This is a genomic window from Fischerella sp. PCC 9605, from assembly GCF_000517105.1.
GTDB lineage: Bacteria > Cyanobacteriota > Cyanobacteriia > Cyanobacteriales > Nostocaceae > PCC9605.
Map to the genome: position 1 here is coordinate 225,870 of NZ_KI912153.1, position 23,410 is coordinate 249,279.

Here is a 23,410-nt window from a genome sequence, read left to right on the forward strand (position 1 = left end):
TATGAATAATCCCATTCCCGAACTTGATAAAATCCGTCATCAGTTGATGACTCTAGAAAAATCGAAAAAACAAAAAATTCTGGTAGTTGATGATGAGCCAGACAATCTGGATCTGTTGTATCGCACTTTCCGGCGGGATTTTCATGTCCTGAAAGCGGATAGTGGTATCAACGCCCTGCAAGTATTGGCAGCAGAAGGGGAAGTAGCCGTAATTATCTCCGATCAGCGGATGCCGGAAATGAAGGGAACTGAGTTTCTCAGCAAAACAGTACCCCAGTTCCCGAATACAGTCAGGATTATCCTTACGGGTTTTACTGATATTGAAGACCTAGTAGAAGCGATTAATGCTGGGCAAGTCTATAAGTATATTACCAAGCCTTGGGATCCTGGGGAATTGAAGGCTGTGGTGCAAAGAGCAGCGGAAACCTACGATTTACTCAAGCAACGTACAGAAGAGTTGCGTCGTGCCAATGCCCAGATGGCACTGTTGACTGTTTTAGTACAGGTTTCTCAGCAGGCCTCTAGTTTAGAGGCTATTTTAAATCCAATTGCTACAGCATTTGGTGAAAGTTTTGCAGTAGATGGGTGTATTTTACAAATAGTAGAAGATAATCACCTTGTTGCCACTCAGGGTACTTACAGTAGTGCTGGTACTGTAGAAAACTGGCTGGCGATCGATCCATTAACTAGTGAAGCGATCGCCACCGGGCAAATGCAAGTCTCAGTCAATGTTCCTAAAGATGAAAAACTTGCTGGTGTTGCCCACTACACAGATACTGGTATAGAGGCGCATTTAATTATCCCAATCACCTACGTAGGTAAAGTGTTGGCGGTGTTGTCTCTACAGTGGAAAAAACCCTGCTCTTTGAGAGAAGACGAACTTAAGCTGATTCATTTATCAGCGCAACTAGTAGCAACCGTCCTCAGTTGCACTCGCTACCATCAACCAGTCAATGTTTGATAGTCATTTGTCATTTGTCATTTGTCCAAAGTTAACAGTCCATTCACTCTTGACTATTTACCAATGACCATTGACCATTAACCAATGACTAATGACCAATGACCATTGACCAATGACTAACGATATTCGCAACATTTTTGACCGTATCGCCCCTGTTTATGACCAATTGAATGATTGGTTGAGCTTGGGACAACACCGAATATGGAAAGAAATGACGGTAAAATGGAGCGAAGCCAAAGCCGGAGATACTTGCTTGGATTTGTGTTGCGGTAGTGGTGATCTAGCCTTCCGGTTGGCACGGCGTGTAGGAGCAAGTGGAAAAGTGTATGGGGTAGATTTTTCACCTGCACAGTTAGAAATAGCTAAACAACGCTCTCAAAGTCAATACCCCACTCCCTCTATCACTTGGGTAGAAGCTGACGTGCTGAATTTACCCTTTGAGGACAATAGATTTGACGCCGCCACAATGGGTTATGGTTTACGAAATGTAACAGATATTCCTCGCTGTTTAAAAGAACTACACCGTGTTCTCAACAATGGAGCCAAAGCTGCGATTTTAGATTTTCATCGTCCCAAAAATTCAGCTGCTAGAACCTTTCAGCAATGGTATCTGGACAATCTCGTTGTCCCAATTGCCCAGCATTTGGGTTTAAAAGAAGAATACGCTTATATCAGTCCCAGCTTAGACCGCTTCCCCTCTGGCCAGAAACAAGTAGAAATAGCTCGTCAAGTTGGTTTTGCAGCGGCCACACACTACACCATTGCGAACGATATGATGGGAGTGCTAGTGGTAACAAAAGCTTAATAGTTATTAGTTGTTTGTTGTTCGTTGTTTGTTGTTCGTTGTTTGTTGTTCGTTGTTTGGAAAGACTACTGTACGCGCGGGTTTAGCCATGATATTTTTAGTCTTCAATGACGGGATATCTACACAAACCCGCCCCTACCAACCACCAACTACCAACAACTAACCAATGACTAATGACTAATGACTAATGACTAATGACTAATGACTATTGACTAAATGAGTTTCGATTGGTCTCATCTTTGGCTGTATGTATCTCCCCCAATCTTGGGTGGAATAATTGGCTATTTCACAAACGATATAGCCATTAAAATGTTATTTCGTCCATACCGAGCAATTTACATCGGTGGACGAAGGATTCCTTTCACCCCTGGATTGATTCCCCGCAACCAAGAACGCCTTGCGAAGAATATCTCTAATACGATTATGGGGTCGCTGCTCACACCAGAGGAATTACAAAATCTGGCGCGGCGACTCTTACAAACAGAACGCGTACAAGCGGCTATTCTTTGGTTGCTGCGAATGGCAATTGACCAAGTCAAATCCGATAAGCAGCAAAAAACTGCCAAGATTGTGGCAGGAATTTTGCGGGATTTGTTAGGAGAATCATTACCGCGTCTGTTGAAAGTTTTAGCACGACGAGAAGACTTTTTAGAAGCACAAATAAATCAAATTTTCGATCAAATATTGCTGGAATTTCAACTGAGTGAAGACCAAGCCTCTCGCCTTGCTGATTGGCTGTTAGAAGTAGTTTTACCGCCAGATGTAATTCGGTTAGCAATAATTGATTTATTGACCGATCGCACAATCCAAACTATTGATGAAAGCTTTCGGGAAAAAACCAGCGGTACTTATTGGGTAGTGGCAAATTTGTTTGGCTTACGCAACACTTTAACCCGCTTTCGGACTTATTGCTTGGATGAGAAAGAAGCAACCAATGAACGTTTGCGGGATTGGATTAAAGATTTACAAGTGCGCGATCGCATCAAGAATTTACTTCAAAGTTTAGCTTTACAAAACCTGCCCATAGGTACTGTTCGTCAATTGCGAAAGACCACACGTGAAAGCGTTCGCCAATACCTGCAAACACGCGGTGGTGAAATGCTGCAAGGATTTAGTGAGTCAGTTAACTGGGAAAATATTGCCGTATTGCTAGTTAATCGCCTTAGCAGTTCACCTGTTGTTAGTTCTTCTTTAGAAGTAGTGAGTCAAGAATTGGCTCTGATCTTAGAGCGATATTTGGAAAGAGATTTAGAAGCAATTGTTGCTCAAGTTATTCCGATTTTGTCAATTGACCAGGTGATTGTTGACCGCGTAAAATCAACTTCACCAGCTGATTTAGAAGCAGCTATTGAAGGAATTGTCAAAAATGAATTGCAAGCGATCGTGACCTTAGGCGGTGTTTTAGGTTTTATCGTTGGGTTATTTCAAGTAGTATTTATTTTCCTCAGTCAACAATAGTTTGATATTTCTGGTCTATTCGCTTCGAAAACCTATTTCAAAGCAAGCCACATCCTGCTGCTAAGTAGGTCAACATAATTAAACGTTAAATATCTTGTATTTTCTACGGGCGGGCAGGATGCTCACCCCACAAGAGCTTTAATAATAATATTATTATGGGGTGGGCTTCTAGCCGGCATTGTTTTTAGTCTATTTATGCTTTTCTACTTAGTTACCTTCAATAACTTGTTCGAGAAACAGTAGAATTAGTAAATTTGCATATGCCGCAAAGCTAGTTTGGAATCATCAAGCGTGAAAATAATGGATGATTATTTAGATAGATGAAATTATATTTCACATTATACTCTGGATAGATGTTTTCAATTGAATTTGAAACATAGGGAAAATAAAAATTTTTTTTATAAATAATTATGAGAAGGATTTAATCCAGTTTTTGAAATCACATTAATAATGTATGACGAATGAATAGGTATTTATTCTTAGCTGTTAACTCTAACCACAGAATTATTTTTTAGGAAAAAACTGCATTTTTTACTGGAAAATTTACTCTCTTAGAAAGAGGATTATCCAATTTTAACTTTCTAAATTAGACATAGATATAAGAGGGCAGCTAACAGATTGAAGAGATTCTATAATCCCCTCTTTTTGAAGAAAATAAAACGTAAAAAATGCACTGAACAGGAGATTTATTATGTCAGACACAAGTAAACGTGGATTTGCATCAATGGACGATGATAAGCAGCGTGAAATTGCCAGCAAAGGCGGAAAAGCTGCTCATGAAAAAGGAACTGCACACGAATTTACATCTGAGGAAGCTAGAGAGGCTGGCCGCAAAGGCGGAGAAACTACAAGCCAAGACCGAGAACACATGGCAGAAATCGGTCGTGAAGGTGGTAAGCAATCCCACAGAAGCGATCGCAATGAAGATGAAAACAATCAAGAGGAAGAAGGAAAGGGAACTTAAGGTGGTAGCCGCGAGCAACATGCTAAAGCAGGACAACAAAGCCACAAGAATAAATAAGTAAATCAATTTAAAGAAGTTTAACCCACACACTCCCGGTTTCTACAAGAAACCGGGTTTCTTACATAGCAGGGGCGTTGGAATAAAGCGATCGCATGATAAGTATGCGACACTACAAACGATAACCCTCAGTAGCAACGATTTTTCAACAACCATGCGCTGAAAGGATTTGACTAAATTCTGCGAACTGCGGAAGCCACAAAAGCACAGAGAAATAAAATACATGATGTCCTAGCTGTTGCTCGTATTGTCATCCGCATTCCCTGCTCATCTATGCCATCTGCTTTGCGGTTGACTTTGGGAGTTGGCGATCGCTCAGTCGAGAAAGCTGAGCCTGTTGATAATTAGTACTCCACCACACTAATTTTGATAGGTTTGTAGTGAGGGCTTTAGCCCTCATTTAAGCACGCTTGGTGCTTACTACAAACTTCCTTAGCCTGTCATCATCCTTGTGGCAAACCACTAGGGAAATAAAGATTTTCATACTTTGTTGTGCAATGAAACCACATGGAAATCTGCCTTTAAGATAGAAGCTACTTATCTTGACGATGCTGAATAGCAATCAATAGTCAGTACCCTGAAGTTGTAAAATTTTTGTTAAATTGGGCGAGCATCTATATTTATTTATAGTGTCTCCTTAGATTTAGTAAGGTACTCAGCATGACGGCAACTACTTCCAAAGCAACTTCAGCGCTTCCCAACTTTTGCGAAGGAATTCAATATTTTGGGGAAGCGTTACCGGAATTTGAAACTTATGGTGCAATACCAGCAATAGAGTCGGGAAAAGAAGCGATCGCCACTCCAGAAGATCCAGCATCTGCGTATCAAACATTACTGGCTGCTGATGCTTTGCGCTACCTGACATTGCAAATTACCGGAAGTAAAGCCTCTGGACACCCAGGCGGTTTCGCATCTCAAGCGGAAGCTTATGCGGCGTTAGTCATGCTCGGTTACAAAAATATTATTACGGAAGTGGGACACCATGCCCCCGGATTTTATAGTGCCATGTTCTTGGATCGCTCGTTAGAGGACATGGGCATATATACAGTGCAACAATTGCGCGATCGCTTTCGGGAAAGACACGGATTATTGGGACACCTTTCTGGTTACATTCCCGGCATTCTCGCACCAGCAGGCCCCTTGGGACAAGGGCAACATTTTGCGATGGCCGCTGCACTATTGCACAAAGACAAGCTGTTTCCCTTCACCGTTGGGGACGGCGGACTGGGTGAACCCTATGTAATGAGTTCGATGGCTCATTTCCACACTGCTTATCCTGGTGTTACCAACTTCTTGCCAGTGTTGGTGTGGAACGGTTACAGCCAAGAACACCATAGTATGGTTTCCATCAAAACCAACGAACAGATGATGGCATACTGGCATGGTAATGGTTTTGAAGAAGTCGTGTTAGTCGATGCCAAGGACTTTGACGACAAAAATCAACCAGGCGACTACGTTGATAGTACCGCTTTTTCCTTTGGGCAACGCCTAGCTTTTACCCAAGCTGTGTTAATGGGTGTGGATGAAGCAGCGCGTTCTGCTTTGAGTGGCAAACTAACCGTATTTATAATTAAACAACTCAAAGGCGCAGGCGTCCACGCCCGGGGTGCAAAATCTCACAACCTCTATCCCAAAGATACACTGGACGCACCCCATATTATGAATGCGTTGAAAGAACGCGCCTTACCTCTGGAAGCTTGGCAATTGGTGCGAACAAACATGGAACGCGCAGGCGGTGGCCCGGCGGCAAAAACAGTTGTCACCGAATTTGAATATCCCTTGCCAGAATTAGGCGAATTGCCTTTAGAAGAATATTCTCTGGGTGGCGATCCCAAAGTTTCCACAACAGCGATGGGACGTTTGGTGGCAAAAGTCGGACAAATAGATGAAAACTTCCTTGTCACCAACGCCGACGGTAACGAAGCATCTGGTATTAGTAACATCAACCAAGCATTAAAGATTATTCACCCAACAACTGACGACTTATACAATCAAAATCCCGGCGGACAAGTATACGAACCCTTGAGTGAAGATGCTTGTGCTGGGTTAGCAGTTGGCTTGTCGTTAATGGGTGCTAGAAGTTTGTGGTGTTCCTATGAATCTTTTGCCATCAACGGTTTACCAATTTGGCAAACAGTGACGCAAGCAATGGCAGAATTGCGGCGTCCCACTCCCTCAACAATTACATTATTCACCGCTGGCGCATTAGAACAAGGACGCAACGGTTGGACACACCAACGTCCGGAAATTGAATCTTATTTCGCTGCGATGATGCGGAATGGTAATGTCTTCCCATTATTCCCCCCTGATGCTAACAGCATTCAAGCCTGTTATGACTGGGCGCTAACAACTAAAAATAAGGGAATTGTCATTACTGCTAGTAAATCACCATTGCCAATTCGTACTACTTTCAATATGACTCGCAAAGGCTTGCGGGATGGCGCAGTAGTCTTGCAAGAAGTTCCTGGTGATAAGAAAGTAGTGTTTGCCGTTGTTGGCGACATGACATTAATTCCAGTCTTTGAAGCTGCTGCTTTCTTGGAAACAGAAGGTATCGGAGTAAAGATAATTTCTGTGATTAATCCCCGCCGTCTATATCGTCTTCACGACACAGCTTGGGATACCTGCGCTGAACCTGATGGTGGTTTTATTGATGATGAAAAATTTGCCGAAATCTTTGATGGTGATGCGCTAATTGGTGTTACTGGTGGTGCAGCGGCGATGTTAGAACCCATTATGCTGCGGAGTACCTGCAAGCGCGATACCTTTGCATGGAAGCGTGGAGAGACAACAGCAAGTGCAGGTGAGTTGATGGCGTTTAATGGTTTGACAGCGGAGGCGTTGACGAAACGAGCAATTGAGTTAGTGCATTAATAAAGTCGGGTTTTATTAACTAGAAAAATATAGATTTACCACCGCAGATGTACGCAGATAATTTCTTAGCTTATTATGCGTATATGTGCGGTTTTAATTATTAGTTTGAATTTGTAAATATATGAACATATAAAGCTTGAAAGAATTGAAATTTAGAATGAAAAAAATAATATTTGTCACTGGTGTCACAAGAATGAGAGAAGGATTCGTATGTGTCAGCGGCTTGGATGATAAAGGTAACTTCCTCAGACCAGAAATTCATTATCCTGAAAGACCGGGTATCAAGAAAGAGTTTCTTTACTTTCAAGGGCAAGCAGTAATCAAACCTCTTGCTAAAGTGGAACTAGAGTTTTTAAAACCTGTTCCAAAATCAGCATTTCATACAGAAGATTGGGAGATAGATGGTAGCATTCCACCTAAACTAGTATCTATTCCTAGTGAAAGTGAATGCTTGGCTATACTTAATAGATATACTGACTTTTCATTAGAACACGCTTTATCTGAACAATCGCGCTCTCTTGTAATTGTTAGAAGCTGTGAAGTTCCTGAAATTGCAGTTAAGCTATGGGAAGATAAGTTAAAATGTTACTTGTCATTTTATGACGAAAGTGGAGATTATCATCAACGTTTACCAGTAACAGACGCTAACTGGCTTGCAGCTTGTAAATATCTTTGGCAAACAGATAGAGAGAATATAAAATCAAGACTGAGTAAAGCATTGAAAGGTAAAGATATATTTATCAGAATTGGAGTAACACGAGAGTATAGGGGACAAGTTTGGAGGCAAGTGTCTGCTGTTTTTTCAGTACCAGATTGGTTGAAAGGAAAATGTTTTGCAGACCTGGGATATGATTTTAATGATTACGTATGAAAGGCAGAAAATATGAATAATAGTGAAATTATAATTAGTAATAATCCTGAAATAACTTTATTTAGCATAGGTCATTCCAATCATAATCTTAATTATTTCCTAGAACTTTTGAAAAGTAATGAAATAAAATGCATCATTGATGTAAGAAGTATTCCTTATAGTCGACATAATAAAATTTTTGTAAAAAATAGACTTTCTTCTGAATTATCTCGTAATGGAGTTGATTACATCTGGATGGGAGAAAGTTTAGGGGGTCGGAGAAATGATTTAGAGAACGCTATAGGCTTTAGGCAAGATGATAAATATAATTCAGATTCTAAATATATTAGTGGAGTATTAGAGCTATTGCGTATAGCACTCACTAAACCTACTGCTATAATGTGTAGCGAAGAAGATCCTCGCCGATGTCATAGACACAATATTATCGCGCATACTCTATTGTATAAACTTCCAAATAATTATCAAATTAACAACATAAAAATAACTCATATTCGAGCTAACGGAAGACTAGAAGACGCTTCCTCAATCGATATTTACTTTCAACTATCTCTATTTGATTAATAAAAAATATGGGCATTATATACACTATCGGATTTACTAAAAAAACAGCAAAGGATTTTTTTGAGATATTAAGAAAGGAAACAATAGATGTAGTGGCAGATGTCCGCCTCAACAATACTGGTCAGTTGGCAGGGTTTACCAAAAAAAATGACCTAGAGTATTTCTTGAGCCTTGTCGGTATAAGGTATGAGCATTGGACTCATTTTTCACCAACTAAAGATATGCGTGATAAGTATCACGGTACTCGAAACTGGGAAGAGTACGAAGATTCATACCGGAAGCTAATTAAAAACAGAAATATTTTAGAAAACCTTAACAAACAACTGCTGAAAAATCAAAAGATATGTTTGCTATGTTCTGAGCATACACCTGAAAAGTGCCATAGAAGAATTGCAGCGGAGATGCTAGCCAACACAGTGGAAGGCATGGAAATTATTCATTTGTAGATACTTCAAGGGAATAGTTTGAGGAAGCTTGGTCGTACTTTTATCAGCGCTATATTTATTCTAGATGATCAACTATAAAAGATTAATTAATGATGAAATTCCAAGTAATTTTCACTTACGATACAGAATATGAAGGTTACGTTGCCGAGGTTCCTAAACTTCCAGGCTGTGTAAGCCAAGGGAAGACACTAGATGAGACAATTGAAAATATCAAAGATGCCATCAGGGGACATCTTCACGTCCAAGCTAAACACGGCAATCCTTATACAAGCTAGGTTCAATAGTCAGAAGTTTTTTCTATGCAAAACTCTCAACCCACATCAAACCAACCGATAAATGCTCTCACAGTAAAAGAGTTGGAAGCTTTAATAGTCAAAATCGTTCAGAAAGTTCTCAAACAAGAAACAGAGAAGCTAGAAACTGTACAGCCAAATAATCCACCACAAGCCTTTTTAGAAACCTTTGGAACCTGGGAAGACACACGTACCACAGAAGAAATCATTGATGATATATATTCAAACCGTACTATTGCGACTGAGGAATATAGTTAGTGAAGTATTTACTAGATACTGACATGTGTATATATTGGCTTAAGGGTCGTCAGTCGGTTAGGGACAGAATTTTTGCAGTAGGATGGAGTCAGATAGGTATTTGTGTCATCACAGTTGCTGAACTATATTATGGCGCATACAATTCCAATCGAGTCGAAGAAAATTTAACTCGTGCAGAACAATTTATTCAAAATATACCTGTTATACCTTTAAACGATAACGCTCTCAAACGCTTTGGTGAATTAAAAGCTGAACTCCGCAGAATAGGACAACCAATTGCTGATTTTGATTTACTAATTGCTAGTGTTGCACTGGCAGAAAATTATGTTCTAGTAACAAACAATACTCGACACTACAACCGCATTCCTGAACTGCAACTGGAAAACTGGGCTTTACCTTAGAAACATTAAAAATACGTCATTTGTAAATAATTAGATTTTGACAAATCATTGTAGATTGGGTTTCGCTCCGTTCAACCCAACATTAACCGAAATTAGGATATTGTCAAACAGCTACAAACTATCAAACCCGGAACTACTGCATATGCAGATGCACAAAAGTTACTTGTTTCGGCACAGAAACTTCTGAAATCGTGAAATTTTTCATCAACATGTAGGGCGATCGCCAAGCTTTATCATCCACAATTAGCAGCAGCAATAGAAAACGCGATCGCCCTTATTACATAAATTCATAGCGAAATTTCTGCACCAATACTCCGCGCCCCTCTGCGTTTTAAATCCCTACTTTTTACGCAAAAAAGTGAGCGCTTAAGCACTCACTACAAACTTATATATTTGGCATCTCAAGTGAGTGCATCACTTTTTCACTAAAATATATGCCGTAGCATATTCAGGCAATTGACTAATATATCTCCCAAAATCTTTTTGATTCTTAAAAATACCTGCCAAAAAATCAAGCTGATAAAGATTGGGTAAAAATGCCCCGCCTGTATCTGCAATAACCCCCATTCTTAGGCGTTTGTTTCTACCTTGACCATACTCCATCACAATCACTCGACCTAAACCAATATTCAGAACATCTCCAGCAAAAGTCACTCCCGGCTTGATAGAAATTTTCGCATCTATCTTATATCCATACCCTTTAATAGCATCTACTTTTTTAAAATACCAATAACGCTTTTGTGCTGTTGGTTTCACTCCCCGTATATAAGGAATTCCATTGTTTCGATCCACATTAAAAAATGCCTTGGAACCATCGGTAAAATTAATCAGTATTGTTCCTTGCATCAACGCTTCTTCTAAACCTTCGCGGGTTAAATACGCAATGGGTTCAACTTTCCCAAATTCTTTACCTCCTGGTTCATATATACCTGATAAAACATCCTGTTTTGTGTATCTGGTATAGAACTTATCAGTTCTAGAGTTATCTTTTAAGCTATAAATTGCTGTATTATAAGTAGAGGTTTTCTTGCGAGAACCTGGATAGGTAAAAACAGCATACTTTGTAATCCGCAATCGTTTTTGTTCTGGATTTTGTGGTTTATAAGCAGTCCATTTGATGACTCGAAAATTAGCGTTGATAAAATTAGGGTCTTGTAAACGAGTAGCTCGATTATTAGCAATATCTTCCTTTAAGACCGCAATCATAAAATCCAAGGTTTTGAGAGTATCTTGTAAAGTAACTCCGGAAGTGCCAAGCAATCCTGTACGTAGAATATCTGGGTCTTGTTTAGCGTAGTCTTGGTAATATTTTCTTGTGTTGGAGAGAACAAATAATAAATCTTTTTGATTGAAATTAACTTTCGCAGTGGGTAGTTTTCCTGAACTGAGAACCTGACTACCATTAACGCTAAATTTATATTTTTTAAACTCATCAATAACTTTATAAGGTGTAGAAGCCGCCACCAACTCTTTGCTAGATGAAGTAGTGTTATGCTTGCCTATATTTTCATCAGATGTTTGCTGAACAGTTAAAGCATTCTGAAAACTTGTGGTGAGTACACGAACTGGTTGACTTGAGGTTTGGGAAATCTGCTGTTGAGTTTTCGACTGAGTATATAGATAGGTACTACCTAAACTGACTAGCGATACGGTAGCAAAACCTAATGTAAGGAGGAGTTTTCGGTTGAATCGGATACTCATAGGTTGGACAATAAATTATCTGACGGTGTTTTGTGTCAAAAATTCTATATTCACAGTACTTTACCTCTAAAACCTAAAATATATACAGTTATCTTGCCTCGATTCCAAACAATCAGATGAACGACAAAATCAAGCCTGACTGGGCTGGTGAAGGGTTGCTTTCTCGGTTCGTTAACTTACTAATCCAAACCAGACCGATTTACAACTTGATGAAACACCAGGCAAGGCAAGTACTTATTAAAACCGCTGAAAAGAACGGTATTCCTTGGCGCAAAAACTGCGAAACCCTAGAAGCATCGGGGGTAAAACAGCGACTAACAGAGACTGTTAACTCTAGTATTGTTTACCCCGATTACTATCAAGTGCCGTTTCATGCCTACTCTGAGGGCAATCTTTGCTGGCAAGCTGCTTTGGAAGCCCCCAGCGCTACTTACTCAATGGCATTGCGGGTATGGCCTAAAGAAAACCTGACTTGGGAAGTTGCTCACGAACGCCTAAGAGGAAGTTTTCATCAAGTTTTGGCGACTTATGGCCCGCAGCAGGTAAGGGATATCTTAGATATTGGCTGTTCAGTCGGCATTTCTACCCTAGCGCTGCACCGCTACTATCAGAAAAAGCAAAACCATCCTGTTCGCACGGTTGGTCTGGATTTGTCCCCTTATATGCTTGCTGTTGCCAAGATTCTAGATGTCAAGGGTGAAATATCTGAGTGGCTTCACGCTACAGGAGAAGATACAAGACTGCCTAACAATTCCTTTGATTTGGTAACTCTACAGTTTGTTACCCATGAACTGCCGCATTATGCCAGCAAACAAATTTTCGCTGAGGCTTTGCGACTGCTGCGACCTGGTGGTTATATCGCATTAGTAGACAATAATCCTAAATCTCCCGTCATCCAAAATTTGCCACCAGTTCTGTTTACTTTAATGAAAAGTACTGAGCCTTGGAGTGATGACTACTACATGTTTGATATAGAGGCAGCATTGCAGACAGTGGGTTTTGAGCAACCAGTTACAGTTGCCAGCGACCCTCGCCACCGCACTATTATTAGTTGCAAGCCAAAGTAAGTGTTATTTGTTGGTTGTTGGTTGTTGTTGGTTGGTTGTTAGTAGTAGCGTGACCGGGCTAATTTGATGCAATATGATTTTCTTGTGGGATAGGCGTCTCGCCTGTCCGATGCGGGCAAGATGCCCGCACCACAAAAATTTATTGCACTATTTTAAGACGGTCACGCCAGTAGAGTGCGTTACGGCATTAAGCCTAACGCACCGCCTAACAGATAAAAGGTGCGTTACGCTGTCGCGTTAACACACCCTACAACTCACCTTGACGGGCTACTACTAACTACTAACACTCACTACGAGAAATATGCTGATTAAACGAGGGTTCAATGCTATGCGATCGCCCAATTTAACATCAACAACTTCACAAAATTTTACAACCGTGCTTCTCCAAGCTGTGTCTGCATATCGAGGCGAAGGGGGCGATCGCCCTCCCGCCGCAGCAGTGGTAAATGCCTTGCTGCAAGCAGAAAAAGCTGCTAAGCAACAACGATTAACATATCCATTTGCATCTTTGCTTGGTCAATGGCGACTGTGTTTCGCCACTGGCACTCGCGATCGCAAAAAGCGAGGGGGGATTGTTTTAGGTAGGGGTTTTTATGTTCCTAAGTTTGCAGCCGCACATATTTCCTTCAGTGCTACTTCAGATCCAGCTTTGGACAGAGGAGAAATCGGCAATCAGGTTAAATTAGGCCCAGTGTTGTTGAAGCTAACAGGCCCAGCAAAATATTTAGGTAAAAAAAACTTACTGGCGTTTGACTTTACCCAGATGCAAATCAGTCTGTTTAGTCGTGTTGTTTACAATCAACAGATTCGAGGCGGAAAGACGCAAACGGAGGATTTCTACAATCAAGCGATCGCTAAACTGCCCTTTTTTGCATTTTTCTTGATTACAGAAGATTTTATTGCAGCCCGTGGGCGTGGAGGTGGGCTGGCAATTTGGATTCGAGAAAGGGTATGAGAAACTAGAGTTGTAACCATAGATGAATAACTGGGTCAATCATTTGCTAAACACCAGCATTTGATGATGAGATAAAAATAGTTTGGCTTTGGGGATTTGGGAGGAGGTCGGGTCGTGGACAGAACCACGATGAACGCGCAAAAAAATCAGGGGCAACAGGATAACATCCTTTCAAAAGACTGGTCGTGGCCTTTCTGGCCTGTTCTACCAATCTACCCATTTGGCAGGCGGCGCACACTTCGCAAAGAAGTGGTAAAAGACACTATCTGGACTTTCGACCAGTTGCAGGGCATCTTCTACGTAGTTGTGCCAATTCGCATGACCGTTGTTAAGCTCGAAGCAGGGGGACTCCTCATCTATGCACCAATTGCCCCAACCCCCGAATGCATAAGACTTGTCAAGGAATTGGTAGCGGAACACGGTGATGTTAAGTATATTATTCTGCCTACCATCTCTGGTTTAGAGCATAAAATCTTTGTCGGCCCTTTTGCCAGAAAATTTTCCAACGCCCAGGTATTTATAGCGCCGAAACAGTGGAGTTTTCCCATCAACCTGCCGCTTAGCTGGCTTGGTTTCCCCAAAAGACGCACTCAAGTACTGCCACCAAATAGCAGCGATACACCCTTTGCTAACGAATTTGATTATGCCATCCTGGGCCCCATTGAGCTTGGGCCGGGACGATTTGCAGAGGTGGCATTTTTTCACAAGCGATCGCGCACGCTGCTTGTCACAGATATAGTGCTGTCAATTCCAGAAGTACCGCCGGAAATTGTTCAACTCGACCCTTACCCCCTGCTTTTCCACGCCAAGGACGATGCATTCCATAGAGTTTTTGATACTGAAGCAAACCGCCGCAAAGGATGGCAGCGAATTTCCCTGTTTGCTTTTTACTTCCAGCCGAGTGCGTTAGAAGTGATTGGCATAGGAGAGGTATTTCGCCATGCCCTCGGAGCAACGGATCGTTCCAGGAAAGCGTATTTCGGTTTGTTTCCGTTCAAATGGAAGAATAATTGGCAGCAGTCTTTTGAAGCCCTGCGAGGGGGTGGACGCTTGTTTGTTGCACCAATTTTGCAGGCTCTTATTCTTAACCGTGCACCGAGAGAAACCATTGACTGGGCTAACAAAGTAGCAAGTTGGGATTTTCAGCGGATTATTCCCTGTCACCTCGACTCACCGATTGAGGCAACTCCCAGTCAATTCCGGCAAGCATTTGCCTTTCTTGAGAAGCAAGGAAACATTATTGAGCCTCTACCAGAGGAGGACTTTGCATATCTCAGGGGACTCTCAGAGAAATTGAGCGATCGCGGTATCACGCCACCACCCAAAGAAAAAGTGTAAGGGTTGTTAATACTTAAACAGCACTGGCAGTACAGTGTATTGTAGATGGTGTTCTGACTTTAATCAAAGCAGCGTTCAATATAGTAATGCGATTTGATTCATGAACTTACTCGTGAAGACGGGAAGGAACGGGTAACAGGAAGTGTACTGAGTTTTTTTCAAAAATCAAATAGGAATCCTATATCTAGGTTCATATTAGGAATAATGGACTACCGTGTTTTAGTAACAGGCATTTGTGTAGTAATGAGTTGGAAGATTACTTAGCATATTCTTCTTCAACAATTTTATATGTTTGTTATAATTGAACAGTTAGGAGTTGCTTCAATCAATTTTTTGTATTGAGTGCTGTCGCGTACAAAATCGAGTACAAAAACAGGAGACACACTTCAATTCTTCCTGTGTTTTTCCTCAGTTAAAGTGCCAAATCAAAGCAACTCTCAAATAATACGGCATGAATCTGTGCTGCAAGTTTTGGTACCGATTCAATTCAGTGCAATTCAGTTAAACCATTCTCATATACTGCGACTAATCTTTGTGAGGTGATACTCATGAATAGAAATCTTGGTAAATGGGATCGTGGTATTCGTCTAGTGATTGCTGCCTTCCTAGCCTATTTTGGGCTGAAAGTCTACGTGGGTTCTGCGTTAGGTATTGGGCTAACAGTAGTTGCAGCTATTCTGGCACTAACCGGTATCTTTGGGTTCTGTGCCCTTTATCGCCTGTTCGGCATCAGTACCCGTAAAGTAAATCAAACTGCACAGTCCTAACTCTCTTCGGTTAGCGTCGGAAAAGTAAATTGGGGAAAGCCTTACGAGATATTTTAGGTTGCAGCACCGGATTTGCGCCTTGTAAAGCTTTCCCTCTTTTCAACAGATGCAGAAATCTTGTTGCAAGCGATCGCTATTTAGGAGGTGAACACCTATGGACAGTAGCTTTCCATTAGAAAGCCCATCCATGTCGCGGCGACAGTTTCTCAACTTTTTAACCGGTTCTGCAGTTGCTGTGACTGTTGGTTCAGCCCTATATGTATATGGGCAAGTTTTTGTTCCACCCCAAGAAGTTAGCGATACTGGGGGTACGCTTGCCAAAGACAAGAACGGAACACCTATTCCTGCCAGCCAAATCTTAGCAGAACCACCAGGAACCCGTGCTCTGGTTGCTGGAATTGCTGGTGAACCCACCTACCTGACAGTTACTGACAACCAGGTACTCGACTCAGTTGGGATTGTCAATGACTGTACCCATCTGGGATGTACTTTTCCTTGGAACCCGTTCGATAAACAGTTCCAGTGTCCTTGTCATGGTTCTCGATTTGCCGCAGATGGAACAGTTGAACGGGGTCCAGCCAATCGCCCGCTGAAGCTAGTTCATGTCAATGTGCAGGGTGATGCGATTTGGCTCTATCCTTGGACTGAAAATGATCCTCGCACTGGCAAAACACCTTGGTGGGTTTAAGTGTAGAGTTACGCCCTTTTTCCTCACAGGTACGGAGATGTGGCTCTTCTATGGATACCTTCTAAACTAAACACGGTAGTATAAACACTACCCTTTCTTAAACCTTCAGCATAGCTGCCTTCTGTCTTTCTTCTGTCATTTAAATGCAACCACAGATAAACACAAATGCACACCGATGTTTCATTTGTGTTTATCTGTGGTTGCAAATGTGCAATATATTCAGTTTTGCCAGAGTTGCACTATGTTCTTTATAACTACATAGAATCAAGCCGTTTACGTAATTGGCTGCTAAAGGCATCTATCACAGTAACAACTATCAATAACACCAGCATCATAGTTGTGGCTTTGTTGTATTCAAAGCCGTCTATATAACTTTTCAACCGGAAGCCAATACCACCCGCTCCAACTACACCTAATACTGAAGCAGCACGAATGTTATACTCAAACATCCACAATGTATATCCCAATCCTAATGGCAGGACTTGGGGCAAAATACCGTATTGCGCTATTTGTAATCTGGATGCACCTGTAACTTGTAAAAATTCTATTGAACGAGGGTCAACTGCTTCGATCGCTTGTTGATAAAATTTAGCAAGGTAGCCAATTGTGTAGATACTCAAAGCTAAAGTACCAGCGGGTGCGCCCAGTCCAGTTGCTGCCACAAAAATTAAACCTAAAATAATTGAAGGAACAGAACGCACTGCATTTTGTAGGAAATTAGCCAACCATTGCAGCCAAAGAGGAGCAATATTGCTGGTGCTGCCAATAGCGATTGGCAAAGAAAGAATTGCGCCGAGGGTTGTTCCCCACAGAGACATCTGTACTGTCTCAATCAGTGCCTTAATTGCTATATCTAATACTTCTAGATCCGGTGGAAATAATCTGGAGATAAAGTCGATGATGTGCGGCCAACTATTCTTGATTAGTTCAAAATCAACTTGCAGACCTTGCAATGCCCAAACATAAACTAAAATTACAAGGCAGAAAATGAGTAGTCGATTCACCCAAGCAAAGCGTTTCCAGAGACTAGCAAAATGCTTCATTTTAATTGAACATGAGGGACTAAAAAATTAAAAATTAACAATTAACAATTAATTACATCTAATGTGAATTCACTCTCAGTCGGTAATGGGTAATAGGTAATGGGTAATGGGGAATAAAACTACCTCTTCCCCAATCACCAATCACCAATTACAATTTTTAATTGGTTCTAGTCCCTGACTTTAACTGTGAAAATTGAGCTTGTAGATCGTTACCAGGGCCGTCATAAACGATACGTCCAGCATCCAAGACGATCGCGCGTTGGGCATATTCTGCTGCTATACCCAGATCGTGCAAAACCGTTACAATAGTCATGCCTTGCTGGGAATGTAATTTAGATAAAGTATCCATCACTTGTTTGCAGGCCATCACATCTAAACCCGTAATGGGTTCATCAGCTAGGAGGATCTGCGGAGATTGAATTAAAGCCCTGGCGATCGCTACCCTTTGCTGTTGTCCGCCGCTGAGTTGAGTTGTTTTTTGGTAGGCTTGTTCTCTTAAACCCAACTCTTCTAAAAGTTTCAAGGCTTGACGGCGATCGCTTTTAGGAAATCCAAACAGTGTTTGCCAAGTCGTCCTTGCACCAAGACGTCCGCATAACACATTGTCAATTGCCGACAGTTGGCGAATCAGTCCCCCACCTTGAAACAACATGCTGATGTTACGCCGAATTTGTGGCAGTGTGCGAGGAGTGACTGCCACACCATTAATGTAGATGCTTCCCTGATGAAATGGCACTAACCCAACAAGCGATCGCAGCAAAGTAGACTTACCTGCGCCATTGAGTCCTAGTAAAACGACAAACTCACCCCGAAAAATCCGGCAATTGATTCCGTTGAGGATGGGACGATTTAGGGACGCAGTGTAAGCCGTTTTGACATCATGACACTCAATGACAAGCTCAGTCATAACCTGCTAGCTGTTTAATTTCCTCTCATACATGCAAAATCAGGATTTCTTTTCCGCAACTTTTAGGGCATCACGCAGCGGTTGCAAATGAGCATTATGATCAACTTCTACCAACTCAGTAGAGTTATATAAGTCGCGTAAGATTTGATTATTTTCTGGCTGATTCAATTTCAACATGGCGGTAACAATTTTATCCCGCATCTGTTGCGGTACATCATCATCAATAGCAACGCCATGTGCTGGAACTCCCGGAATTCCATGCAAAACCCGCAATTGATTCTTTTCTGTCTCAGAAACATACGGTGGAAACAGAGCATATTCTGATACTGCTGCTGCATCTGCTTGACCGCGCAGTACAGCTTGTAATGCTTTGCTGTAGTCGCCACCATATGTGACTTGAGCAAAAAACTGATCCAAGCGATCGCTATCGGGCACAAATCCTTCTTTGACTAAGACACTGACTGGGAATACAAACCCGGAAGTAGAAGTGGGGGAAGTAAAAGCCATTTTTTTGCCCCGCAGTTGTTCCAGAGTTTCTTTAGCTGAGGACTTGCTTTGGAGGGGGCTGTCTTTGCGAACAACTATTATTGAACGATAAGTTTGTTTTCCAGAGTAATTGGGACGTACTTCAGCTAAATACAACCGAGCATTTGCCAATTCTTCGGCCTTCAAAGCAGGTTTGCTACTTAAAAAAGCCACATCCACTTGATTTGCTCTCAAAGCTTCCACCGCCGCAGCATCATCGCCTATCTTTGCCTCAACTGGCATTCCTAATTCTTTAGATAAAAACTTGTTTACTGCATCCACCTTTGTTTCCAAGTCTGTGGAATCCTTGCGAGTGGGGAAGGCTATTTTTAAAGTAGTCGGTGTTGTTGTTTGCTGTACCTGTTGTGCCTCAGTTTGCTCCGGCGAGTTTTGCGCCTGTTGTTCGGTATCGACTTTGGCATTTTCAGGCTGCGTACAGCCTACCAAGTTAACAGCTAAACTCGTAAATGCTACTAATGCGACACCAGCACTCAGCACACCCTTCATACCGACTTTCATTTCTTATTCTCCGTTAGGAAGTATTATTTAGTATTTTTGCAAAATTGTTTCAATTATTGTGTTAAAACATTAGAGTTTTTGATAATAAAAGTCAAGATTATTTGTGTAAAAACTTGCAACAAGTTGACTACAGATGTAAAAATAACACTCATTAAAGCAAAAAAAGTTACCTTGGCTTGAAAGTAGTCCAACACGTGACTGTAATAAGCTGTTGCGCTTACACATTGCACTTTTTTCGTTAAGACCGTCATTAGTCCTTGGTTATTAATGACCAATGACTAACAACTAATGACGACCCTCACTAGTAATTGTGCAATTTTAAGGCGTTACAGCTTAGGAAGATTACAGAAACAGGGAATTGTATGATTGGAGAACAAGATACTAAGCCAATCTTGAAGCGATCGCAATTACAGCAAACTAATCCCGCTTACTAAGCTTATAATTCTTTTTACTATCGAAAGTGGGCGGTACTGGACTCGAACCAGTGACATCCTGCTTGTAAGGCAGGCGCTCTACCAACTGAGCTAACCGCCCGCTGCACACAAGAAATTAGTATAGCAAAGTCTCCCGCATCGCGCTAGTATTTTTGGGAAAATATTTTGAAATTTTTTTGATAACCCTCAATGCCCTCTGGTCGCACGCACGATCGCATAACTTTGTGGGCTTTGCCATTCGTCGCAGGAGTTACTTTTGTTCAGACTCACAGCGGCAACCTAACTTTGTTGGTGGCAGGTGGATTTATGTTTGGGGGGCTGATGTTTGGCCCTGACTTGGATATCTACTCCCGTCAATACCAACGCTGGGGTTTGTTGCGTTGGATTTGGATTCCTTATCAAAAAAGTCTGCGTCATCGTTCTTTCTTATCCCACGGCCCAATTATCGGCACAACGTTACGAGTGCTTTATCTAGGCAGCATAGCGGTAATAGTGGCGATAGTCGGTTTGGCGATCGCCCAAAAGTTGGGAAACCGGTCGTGGAGTTGGCAAGTGTGGAGTGAAACTGTGGGGCGATCGCTTACCAATCACAGCACCGAATTTCTGGCACTGTTTTTAGGCTTAGAACTCGGTGCAATGAGCCATTCTCTCAGTGATTGGAGTGGTTCGGCATACAAGCGCGTGCAAAAGCAGGGCATTCGCGGTTTGCTGCCGCGTGCGAAAATGAAGAAACGTAAACGTACAACAACTCAGCCGAGAAGAACCAAGACAAAGAGAGTAAGCCGGGGAGGAAAGCGATAAGTTATTCAGGCATTTCCTTAGTGCCTTGGTGTCTTGGTGGTTCAACACATAAAGTTAGTTGTTATTTTGAATTGAATATATGTCCAATCTTCAAAAATCAAATCAAACACAATTTGATGCAGATACCTTAACGGCGTTACAAGAATTAATAGATGTGGTGGCAAAATTGCGATCGCCCGATGGTGGTTGTCCGTGGGATTTGGCACAAACTCCCCAAACTTTGACACCCTATGTAATTGAAGAAGCTTATGAAGTAGTAGACGCGATTAATACTGGAGATCAACAAGCGATCGCTGAAGAATTAGGCGATTTGTTATTACAAGTTGTCTTGCAAGCGCAAATTGCCAAAGAATATGGTCAATTTTCACTTTTAGAAGTCGCCCAAAGTATTTCCCAAAAGCTAATTCGCCGTCACCCACATGTATTTGGGGATGTATCGGTGCAAAATGTGGATGAAGTGCGGCAAAACTGGGAACAAATCAAAGCAGCGGAAAAAGGTGAACCATCCCCAGAACATCAAAAATTCAGTGCGAAGCTGAGTAGCTATGCCCGCAAGCTACCACCGTTGATGGCAACGATGAAAATTTCTCAAAAGGCAGCCGCCGTTGGGTTTGAGTGGGAAAATATTGATGGGGTATGGGATAAATTTCATGAAGAATTGCGAGAGTTTCAAGAGGCATTAGCACACGAAACACCGGAACAACAACAAGCCGAATTAGGGGATTTGCTGTTTTCTGTTCTTCAGCTTGCCCGTTGGTATAATCTTGACCCCAGCGAAGCTTTGCAGGGAACAAATCAACGCTTTATTCAGCGGTTACAAAAAATGGAGGCGTCTGCTGACCGCCCCCTTAGCGATCACACTTTGGAGGAGTTAGAAGCACTTTGGCAGCAGGCGAAAGCACAACTTGCTAAAGGTGGTTAGTGGTTAGTGGATAGTGGTTAGTGGTGAAACCAACTACTAACTACTAACCACTAACTATTTACAACTTAATTGTGACTGTCTTGACTTCGGTGTAATGCTCTAGACTATACTCACCGAGTTCGCGACCCATACCAGATTGCTTGAAACCACCGAAGGGTGCGGCGGCGTCAAAGACGTGGTAGCAATTCACCCATACAGTACCAGCACGGACGTTGTTAGCGATGGCATGTGCTTTGGTAATATCCTTTGTCCACACGCCAGCAGCGAGACCATACATCGTGGTGTTGGCTAAATGAATTACCTCGTCGATGTCCTTAAACTTGATGATGCTCATCACCGGGCCGAAGATTTCCTCTTGAGCAATCTTCATGTCATTCTTGACATTGGCGAATACAGTCGGCTCAATAAAGAAACCGCGATCGCCAACTCGATGACCACCGCATAACAAATTAGCACCTTCGCGCATTCCCGACTCGATGTAGCTCATCACTTTGTTGAACTGGTCTTGGTCTACCTGCGGCCCTTGCTTGGTATTGGGATCGAAGGGATCGCCGACAACGCGCTGTCTAGCTTTTTCTACGCTCTTAGCGACAAAATCGTCGTAGCATTTTTCTTCGACGAACAGCCGCGAACCGGCATTGCAGCACTGACCTTGGTTAAAGAACAAACTGAAATGGGCTCCTTCGATGGCCATATCCATATCAGCATCGGCAAAAACGATGTTGGGACTCTTACCACCAAGTTCGAGGGTGACGCGCTTGAGATTGCTTTTGGCAGCAGCTTCCATCACGAGATGTCCAACCTCGGTTGAGCCAGTGAATGCTAATTTATCAACATCCATGTGGTGAGCGATCGCAGCTCCGGCAGTAGGGCCGTAGCCTGAGAGAATATTCACTACACCAGGTGGAAAACCAACTTCAATAATCAACTCGCCTACCCGCAGTGCTGATAACGGCGTTTGTTCGGCAGTTTTCATTACTACCGTATTACCCGTTGACAAAGCTGGGCCCAGTTTCCACGCCTGCATCAATAATGGGAAGTTCCAAGGAATAATTTGACCTACCACACCTACTGGTTCATGGCGCGTGTAGCAAAAGTACGGGCCATTGATGGGAATGGTCTTGCCTTGTACTTTGTCAGCCCAGCCTGCATAGTAGCGATAGCAAGCGATAACTAGCCTTAAGTCGCCATAAGAATCATGTAGCGGTTTACCGTTATCTAAAGTTTCTAGCCGCGCCAACTCGTCGATATTCTGCTCAATGAGATCGGCTAGCTTGTAGAGTAACTCGCCGCGACGGGTAGCAGACATCTTGCGCCATTCTCCACTGTTGAAAGCATTTCTGGCCGCTTGCACTGCTTTATCCACATCCGGGGCATCTGCTTCTGCAACATCACAGATGACTTCGCCCGTAGCGGGGTTAATCGTTTCAAACCTTTTACCGCTGACGCTTTCTACCCACTCGTTATTAATCAGCAGCTTGGTTGGACCAATTTTCACCTGTTGTTCTGGTCTGGCAGCTGTAACCATCAGGTCCTCCTTAAGCTTTTGTTAAAAAACTATCTGAAATCTAATTCAGACCGATTGAGAAATTTACCGATAATAACTTTCATGCATTAACTCTATCTTCATTTCCCAAGCAGTCTATTAATTATGTTGCTTCGCACACAGGAAGTTGTGCAATTTTATTTATATAAGTTGTAATTTATTTACATGAAATTAATATCAAAATTCCAGAAATAAAATAACTCTCTATTTTTCTAGTTTGAATTCCCAACAATCTCTCAGAAAAATCA

General features: G+C 42.1%; 24 protein-coding genes and 1 tRNA gene. 18 read left to right on the forward strand and 7 right to left on the reverse strand.

What is annotated here, in order from left to right; all coding sequences use genetic code 11:
• The first annotated feature begins 1 nt into the window (after position 1).
• The 4 genes from FIS9605_RS0133480 (at position 2) to FIS9605_RS39430 (ending at position 4,188) form a co-directional block, all read left to right on the forward strand.
• The gene (locus tag FIS9605_RS0133480; RefSeq protein ID WP_026736366.1) at positions 2-961 is read left to right on the forward strand and encodes a response regulator; all 960 of its coding nucleotides are present in this window, start codon (positions 2-4) and stop codon (positions 959-961) included.
• A 112-nt stretch (positions 962-1,073) separates the two neighbouring features.
• Positions 1,074-1,766 carry a bifunctional demethylmenaquinone methyltransferase/2-methoxy-6-polyprenyl-1,4-benzoquinol methylase UbiE gene (ubiE, locus tag FIS9605_RS0133485; RefSeq protein ID WP_026736367.1) on the forward strand — a complete coding sequence of 231 codons (693 nt, stop codon included), beginning with the start codon at positions 1,074-1,076 and terminating at the stop codon, positions 1,764-1,766.
• A gap of 216 nt (positions 1,767-1,982) precedes the next feature.
• Positions 1,983-3,224: a DUF445 domain-containing protein gene (locus tag FIS9605_RS0133490; protein WP_026736368.1), complete on the forward strand. Its 1,242-nt coding sequence runs from the start codon at positions 1,983-1,985 to the stop codon at positions 3,222-3,224.
• 691 nt (positions 3,225-3,915) lie between these two features.
• The gene (locus FIS9605_RS39430) at positions 3,916-4,188 is read left to right on the forward strand and encodes a KGG domain-containing protein (protein ID WP_051470268.1); all 273 of its coding nucleotides are present in this window, start codon (positions 3,916-3,918) and stop codon (positions 4,186-4,188) included.
• Between the two features lie 328 nt (positions 4,189-4,516).
• Here the strand turns inward: FIS9605_RS39430 and FIS9605_RS46875 are convergent, their stop codons facing one another.
• A complete protein-coding gene (locus FIS9605_RS46875; protein WP_442854756.1) occupies positions 4,517-4,645 on the reverse strand; it encodes a hypothetical protein in 129 nt (42 codons plus the stop codon).
• Between the two features lie 260 nt (positions 4,646-4,905).
• On the opposite strand from FIS9605_RS46875, the gene FIS9605_RS0133500 reads away from it, so the two are divergent.
• The 7 genes from FIS9605_RS0133500 (at position 4,906) to FIS9605_RS0133530 (ending at position 9,949) form a co-directional block, all read left to right on the forward strand.
• Entirely contained in the window at positions 4,906-7,119 is a 2,214-nt protein-coding gene (locus FIS9605_RS0133500) for a transketolase (protein ID WP_026736369.1), read from the forward strand.
• A 136-nt stretch (positions 7,120-7,255) separates the two neighbouring features.
• The gene (locus FIS9605_RS0133505) at positions 7,256-7,990 is read left to right on the forward strand and encodes a hypothetical protein (RefSeq protein ID WP_155960661.1); all 735 of its coding nucleotides are present in this window, start codon (positions 7,256-7,258) and stop codon (positions 7,988-7,990) included.
• Between the two features lie 12 nt (positions 7,991-8,002).
• Positions 8,003-8,551 carry a DUF488 domain-containing protein gene (locus FIS9605_RS0133510; RefSeq protein ID WP_026736371.1) on the forward strand — a complete coding sequence of 183 codons (549 nt, stop codon included), beginning with the start codon at positions 8,003-8,005 and terminating at the stop codon, positions 8,549-8,551.
• A gap of 8 nt (positions 8,552-8,559) precedes the next feature.
• Positions 8,560-8,997, forward strand: coding sequence for a DUF488 domain-containing protein (locus FIS9605_RS0133515; RefSeq protein ID WP_026736372.1), 438 nt, complete (start codon positions 8,560-8,562; stop codon positions 8,995-8,997).
• A gap of 89 nt (positions 8,998-9,086) precedes the next feature.
• Positions 9,087-9,272, forward strand: coding sequence for a type II toxin-antitoxin system HicB family antitoxin (locus FIS9605_RS0133520; RefSeq protein ID WP_231510585.1), 186 nt, complete (start codon positions 9,087-9,089; stop codon positions 9,270-9,272).
• 24 nt (positions 9,273-9,296) lie between these two features.
• Positions 9,297-9,548, forward strand: a complete 252-nt coding sequence (locus FIS9605_RS0133525) for a hypothetical protein (RefSeq protein ID WP_026736374.1) — start codon at positions 9,297-9,299, stop codon at positions 9,546-9,548.
• Positions 9,548-9,949, forward strand: a complete 402-nt coding sequence (locus tag FIS9605_RS0133530) for a type II toxin-antitoxin system VapC family toxin (protein WP_026736375.1) — start codon at positions 9,548-9,550, stop codon at positions 9,947-9,949. Before FIS9605_RS0133525 ends, FIS9605_RS0133530 begins: the two co-directional genes overlap by 1 nt.
• Positions 9,950-10,363: 414 nt before the next feature.
• Here FIS9605_RS0133530 and FIS9605_RS0133535 read toward each other — a convergent pair whose 3' ends face one another.
• Positions 10,364-11,650, reverse strand: a complete 1,287-nt coding sequence (locus tag FIS9605_RS0133535; RefSeq protein WP_026736376.1) for a hypothetical protein — start codon at positions 11,648-11,650, stop codon at positions 10,364-10,366.
• 116 nt (positions 11,651-11,766) lie between these two features.
• On the opposite strand from FIS9605_RS0133535, the gene FIS9605_RS0133540 reads away from it, so the two are divergent.
• The 5 genes from FIS9605_RS0133540 to petC all read left to right on the forward strand — a co-directional run bounded on the left by FIS9605_RS0133540 (position 11,767) and on the right by petC (position 16,465).
• A complete protein-coding gene (locus FIS9605_RS0133540) occupies positions 11,767-12,717 on the forward strand; it encodes a class I SAM-dependent methyltransferase (protein WP_026736377.1) in 951 nt (316 codons plus the stop codon).
• Positions 12,718-13,045: 328 nt separating this feature from the next.
• Positions 13,046-13,672, forward strand: a complete 627-nt coding sequence (locus tag FIS9605_RS0133545) for a hypothetical protein (RefSeq protein WP_026736378.1) — start codon at positions 13,046-13,048, stop codon at positions 13,670-13,672.
• Between the two features lie 129 nt (positions 13,673-13,801).
• A complete protein-coding gene (locus tag FIS9605_RS0133550) occupies positions 13,802-15,010 on the forward strand; it encodes a DUF4336 domain-containing protein (protein WP_026736379.1) in 1,209 nt (402 codons plus the stop codon).
• 548 nt (positions 15,011-15,558) lie between these two features.
• The gene (locus tag FIS9605_RS0133555; RefSeq protein WP_026736380.1) at positions 15,559-15,777 is read left to right on the forward strand and encodes a YgaP family membrane protein; all 219 of its coding nucleotides are present in this window, start codon (positions 15,559-15,561) and stop codon (positions 15,775-15,777) included.
• A 154-nt stretch (positions 15,778-15,931) separates the two neighbouring features.
• Positions 15,932-16,465, forward strand: a complete 534-nt coding sequence (petC, locus tag FIS9605_RS0133560; protein WP_026736381.1) for a cytochrome b6-f complex iron-sulfur subunit — start codon at positions 15,932-15,934, stop codon at positions 16,463-16,465.
• Between the two features lie 254 nt (positions 16,466-16,719).
• Here petC and phnE read toward each other — a convergent pair whose 3' ends face one another.
• The 4 genes from phnE to FIS9605_RS0133585 all read right to left on the reverse strand — a co-directional run bounded on the left by phnE (position 16,720) and on the right by FIS9605_RS0133585 (position 19,993).
• Positions 16,720-17,508, reverse strand: coding sequence for a phosphonate ABC transporter, permease protein PhnE (phnE, locus tag FIS9605_RS0133565; RefSeq protein ID WP_026736382.1), 789 nt, complete (start codon positions 17,506-17,508; stop codon positions 16,720-16,722).
• Positions 17,509-17,665: 157 nt separating this feature from the next.
• Positions 17,666-18,415: a phosphonate ABC transporter ATP-binding protein gene (locus FIS9605_RS0133570; protein WP_026736383.1), complete on the reverse strand. Its 750-nt coding sequence runs from the start codon at positions 18,413-18,415 to the stop codon at positions 17,666-17,668.
• Positions 18,416-18,454: 39 nt separating this feature from the next.
• Positions 18,455-19,459, reverse strand: coding sequence for a phosphate/phosphite/phosphonate ABC transporter substrate-binding protein (locus tag FIS9605_RS0133575; RefSeq protein WP_026736384.1), 1,005 nt, complete (start codon positions 19,457-19,459; stop codon positions 18,455-18,457).
• A 461-nt stretch (positions 19,460-19,920) separates the two neighbouring features.
• Positions 19,921-19,993: transfer RNA gene (locus FIS9605_RS0133585), tRNA-Val, on the reverse strand.
• Between the two features lie 89 nt (positions 19,994-20,082).
• On the opposite strand from FIS9605_RS0133585, the gene FIS9605_RS0133590 reads away from it, so the two are divergent.
• Together FIS9605_RS0133590 and mazG are read left to right on the forward strand one after the other, a co-directional pair.
• Positions 20,083-20,694, forward strand: coding sequence for a metal-binding protein (locus FIS9605_RS0133590; RefSeq protein WP_026736386.1), 612 nt, complete (start codon positions 20,083-20,085; stop codon positions 20,692-20,694).
• A 79-nt stretch (positions 20,695-20,773) separates the two neighbouring features.
• On the forward strand, positions 20,774-21,616 hold the full coding sequence (mazG, locus tag FIS9605_RS0133595; RefSeq protein ID WP_026736387.1) for a nucleoside triphosphate pyrophosphohydrolase: 843 nt from the start codon (positions 20,774-20,776) through the stop codon (positions 21,614-21,616).
• 58 nt (positions 21,617-21,674) lie between these two features.
• Here the strand turns inward: mazG and FIS9605_RS0133600 are convergent, their stop codons facing one another.
• Positions 21,675-23,144 carry an aldehyde dehydrogenase family protein gene (locus FIS9605_RS0133600; protein ID WP_026736388.1) on the reverse strand — a complete coding sequence of 490 codons (1,470 nt, stop codon included), beginning with the start codon at positions 23,142-23,144 and terminating at the stop codon, positions 21,675-21,677.
• Positions 23,145-23,410 lie beyond the last annotated feature (266 nt).

What these genes read in the sequence shown, in the direction of transcription:
- FIS9605_RS0133510 (WP_026736371.1), top strand. Translation starts at nt 8,003, where the DNA reads ATGAATAATAGTGAAATTATAATTAGTAATAATCCTGAAATAACTTTA.
- FIS9605_RS0133515 (WP_026736372.1), top strand. Translation starts at nt 8,560, where the DNA reads ATGGGCATTATATACACTATCGGATTTACTAAAAAAACAGCAAAGGAT.
- FIS9605_RS46875 (WP_442854756.1), bottom strand. Translation starts at nt 4,645, where the DNA reads ATGAGGGCTAAAGCCCTCACTACAAACCTATCAAAATTAGTGTGGTGG.
- FIS9605_RS39430 (WP_051470268.1), top strand. Translation starts at nt 3,916, where the DNA reads ATGTCAGACACAAGTAAACGTGGATTTGCATCAATGGACGATGATAAG.
- FIS9605_RS0133490 (WP_026736368.1), top strand. Translation starts at nt 1,983, where the DNA reads ATGAGTTTCGATTGGTCTCATCTTTGGCTGTATGTATCTCCCCCAATC.
- FIS9605_RS0133525 (WP_026736374.1), top strand. Translation starts at nt 9,297, where the DNA reads ATGCAAAACTCTCAACCCACATCAAACCAACCGATAAATGCTCTCACA.
- mazG (WP_026736387.1), top strand. Translation starts at nt 20,774, where the DNA reads ATGTCCAATCTTCAAAAATCAAATCAAACACAATTTGATGCAGATACC.
- ubiE (WP_026736367.1), top strand. Translation starts at nt 1,074, where the DNA reads ATGACTAACGATATTCGCAACATTTTTGACCGTATCGCCCCTGTTTAT.
- FIS9605_RS0133480 (WP_026736366.1), top strand. Translation starts at nt 2, where the DNA reads ATGAATAATCCCATTCCCGAACTTGATAAAATCCGTCATCAGTTGATG.
- FIS9605_RS0133600 (WP_026736388.1), bottom strand. Translation starts at nt 23,144, where the DNA reads ATGGTTACAGCTGCCAGACCAGAACAACAGGTGAAAATTGGTCCAACC.
- FIS9605_RS0133550 (WP_026736379.1), top strand. Translation starts at nt 13,802, where the DNA reads ATGAACGCGCAAAAAAATCAGGGGCAACAGGATAACATCCTTTCAAAA.
- FIS9605_RS0133535 (WP_026736376.1), bottom strand. Translation starts at nt 11,650, where the DNA reads ATGAGTATCCGATTCAACCGAAAACTCCTCCTTACATTAGGTTTTGCT.
- FIS9605_RS0133500 (WP_026736369.1), top strand. Translation starts at nt 4,906, where the DNA reads ATGACGGCAACTACTTCCAAAGCAACTTCAGCGCTTCCCAACTTTTGC.
- FIS9605_RS0133520 (WP_231510585.1), top strand. Translation starts at nt 9,087, where the DNA reads ATGATGAAATTCCAAGTAATTTTCACTTACGATACAGAATATGAAGGT.
- FIS9605_RS0133555 (WP_026736380.1), top strand. Translation starts at nt 15,559, where the DNA reads ATGAATAGAAATCTTGGTAAATGGGATCGTGGTATTCGTCTAGTGATT.
- FIS9605_RS0133540 (WP_026736377.1), top strand. Translation starts at nt 11,767, where the DNA reads ATGAACGACAAAATCAAGCCTGACTGGGCTGGTGAAGGGTTGCTTTCT.
- petC (WP_026736381.1), top strand. Translation starts at nt 15,932, where the DNA reads ATGGACAGTAGCTTTCCATTAGAAAGCCCATCCATGTCGCGGCGACAG.
- phnE (WP_026736382.1), bottom strand. Translation starts at nt 17,508, where the DNA reads ATGAAGCATTTTGCTAGTCTCTGGAAACGCTTTGCTTGGGTGAATCGA.
- FIS9605_RS0133570 (WP_026736383.1), bottom strand. Translation starts at nt 18,415, where the DNA reads ATGACTGAGCTTGTCATTGAGTGTCATGATGTCAAAACGGCTTACACT.
- FIS9605_RS0133590 (WP_026736386.1), top strand. Translation starts at nt 20,083, where the DNA reads ATGCCCTCTGGTCGCACGCACGATCGCATAACTTTGTGGGCTTTGCCA.
- FIS9605_RS0133575 (WP_026736384.1), bottom strand. Translation starts at nt 19,459, where the DNA reads ATGAAAGTCGGTATGAAGGGTGTGCTGAGTGCTGGTGTCGCATTAGTA.
- FIS9605_RS0133545 (WP_026736378.1), top strand. Translation starts at nt 13,046, where the DNA reads ATGCGATCGCCCAATTTAACATCAACAACTTCACAAAATTTTACAACC.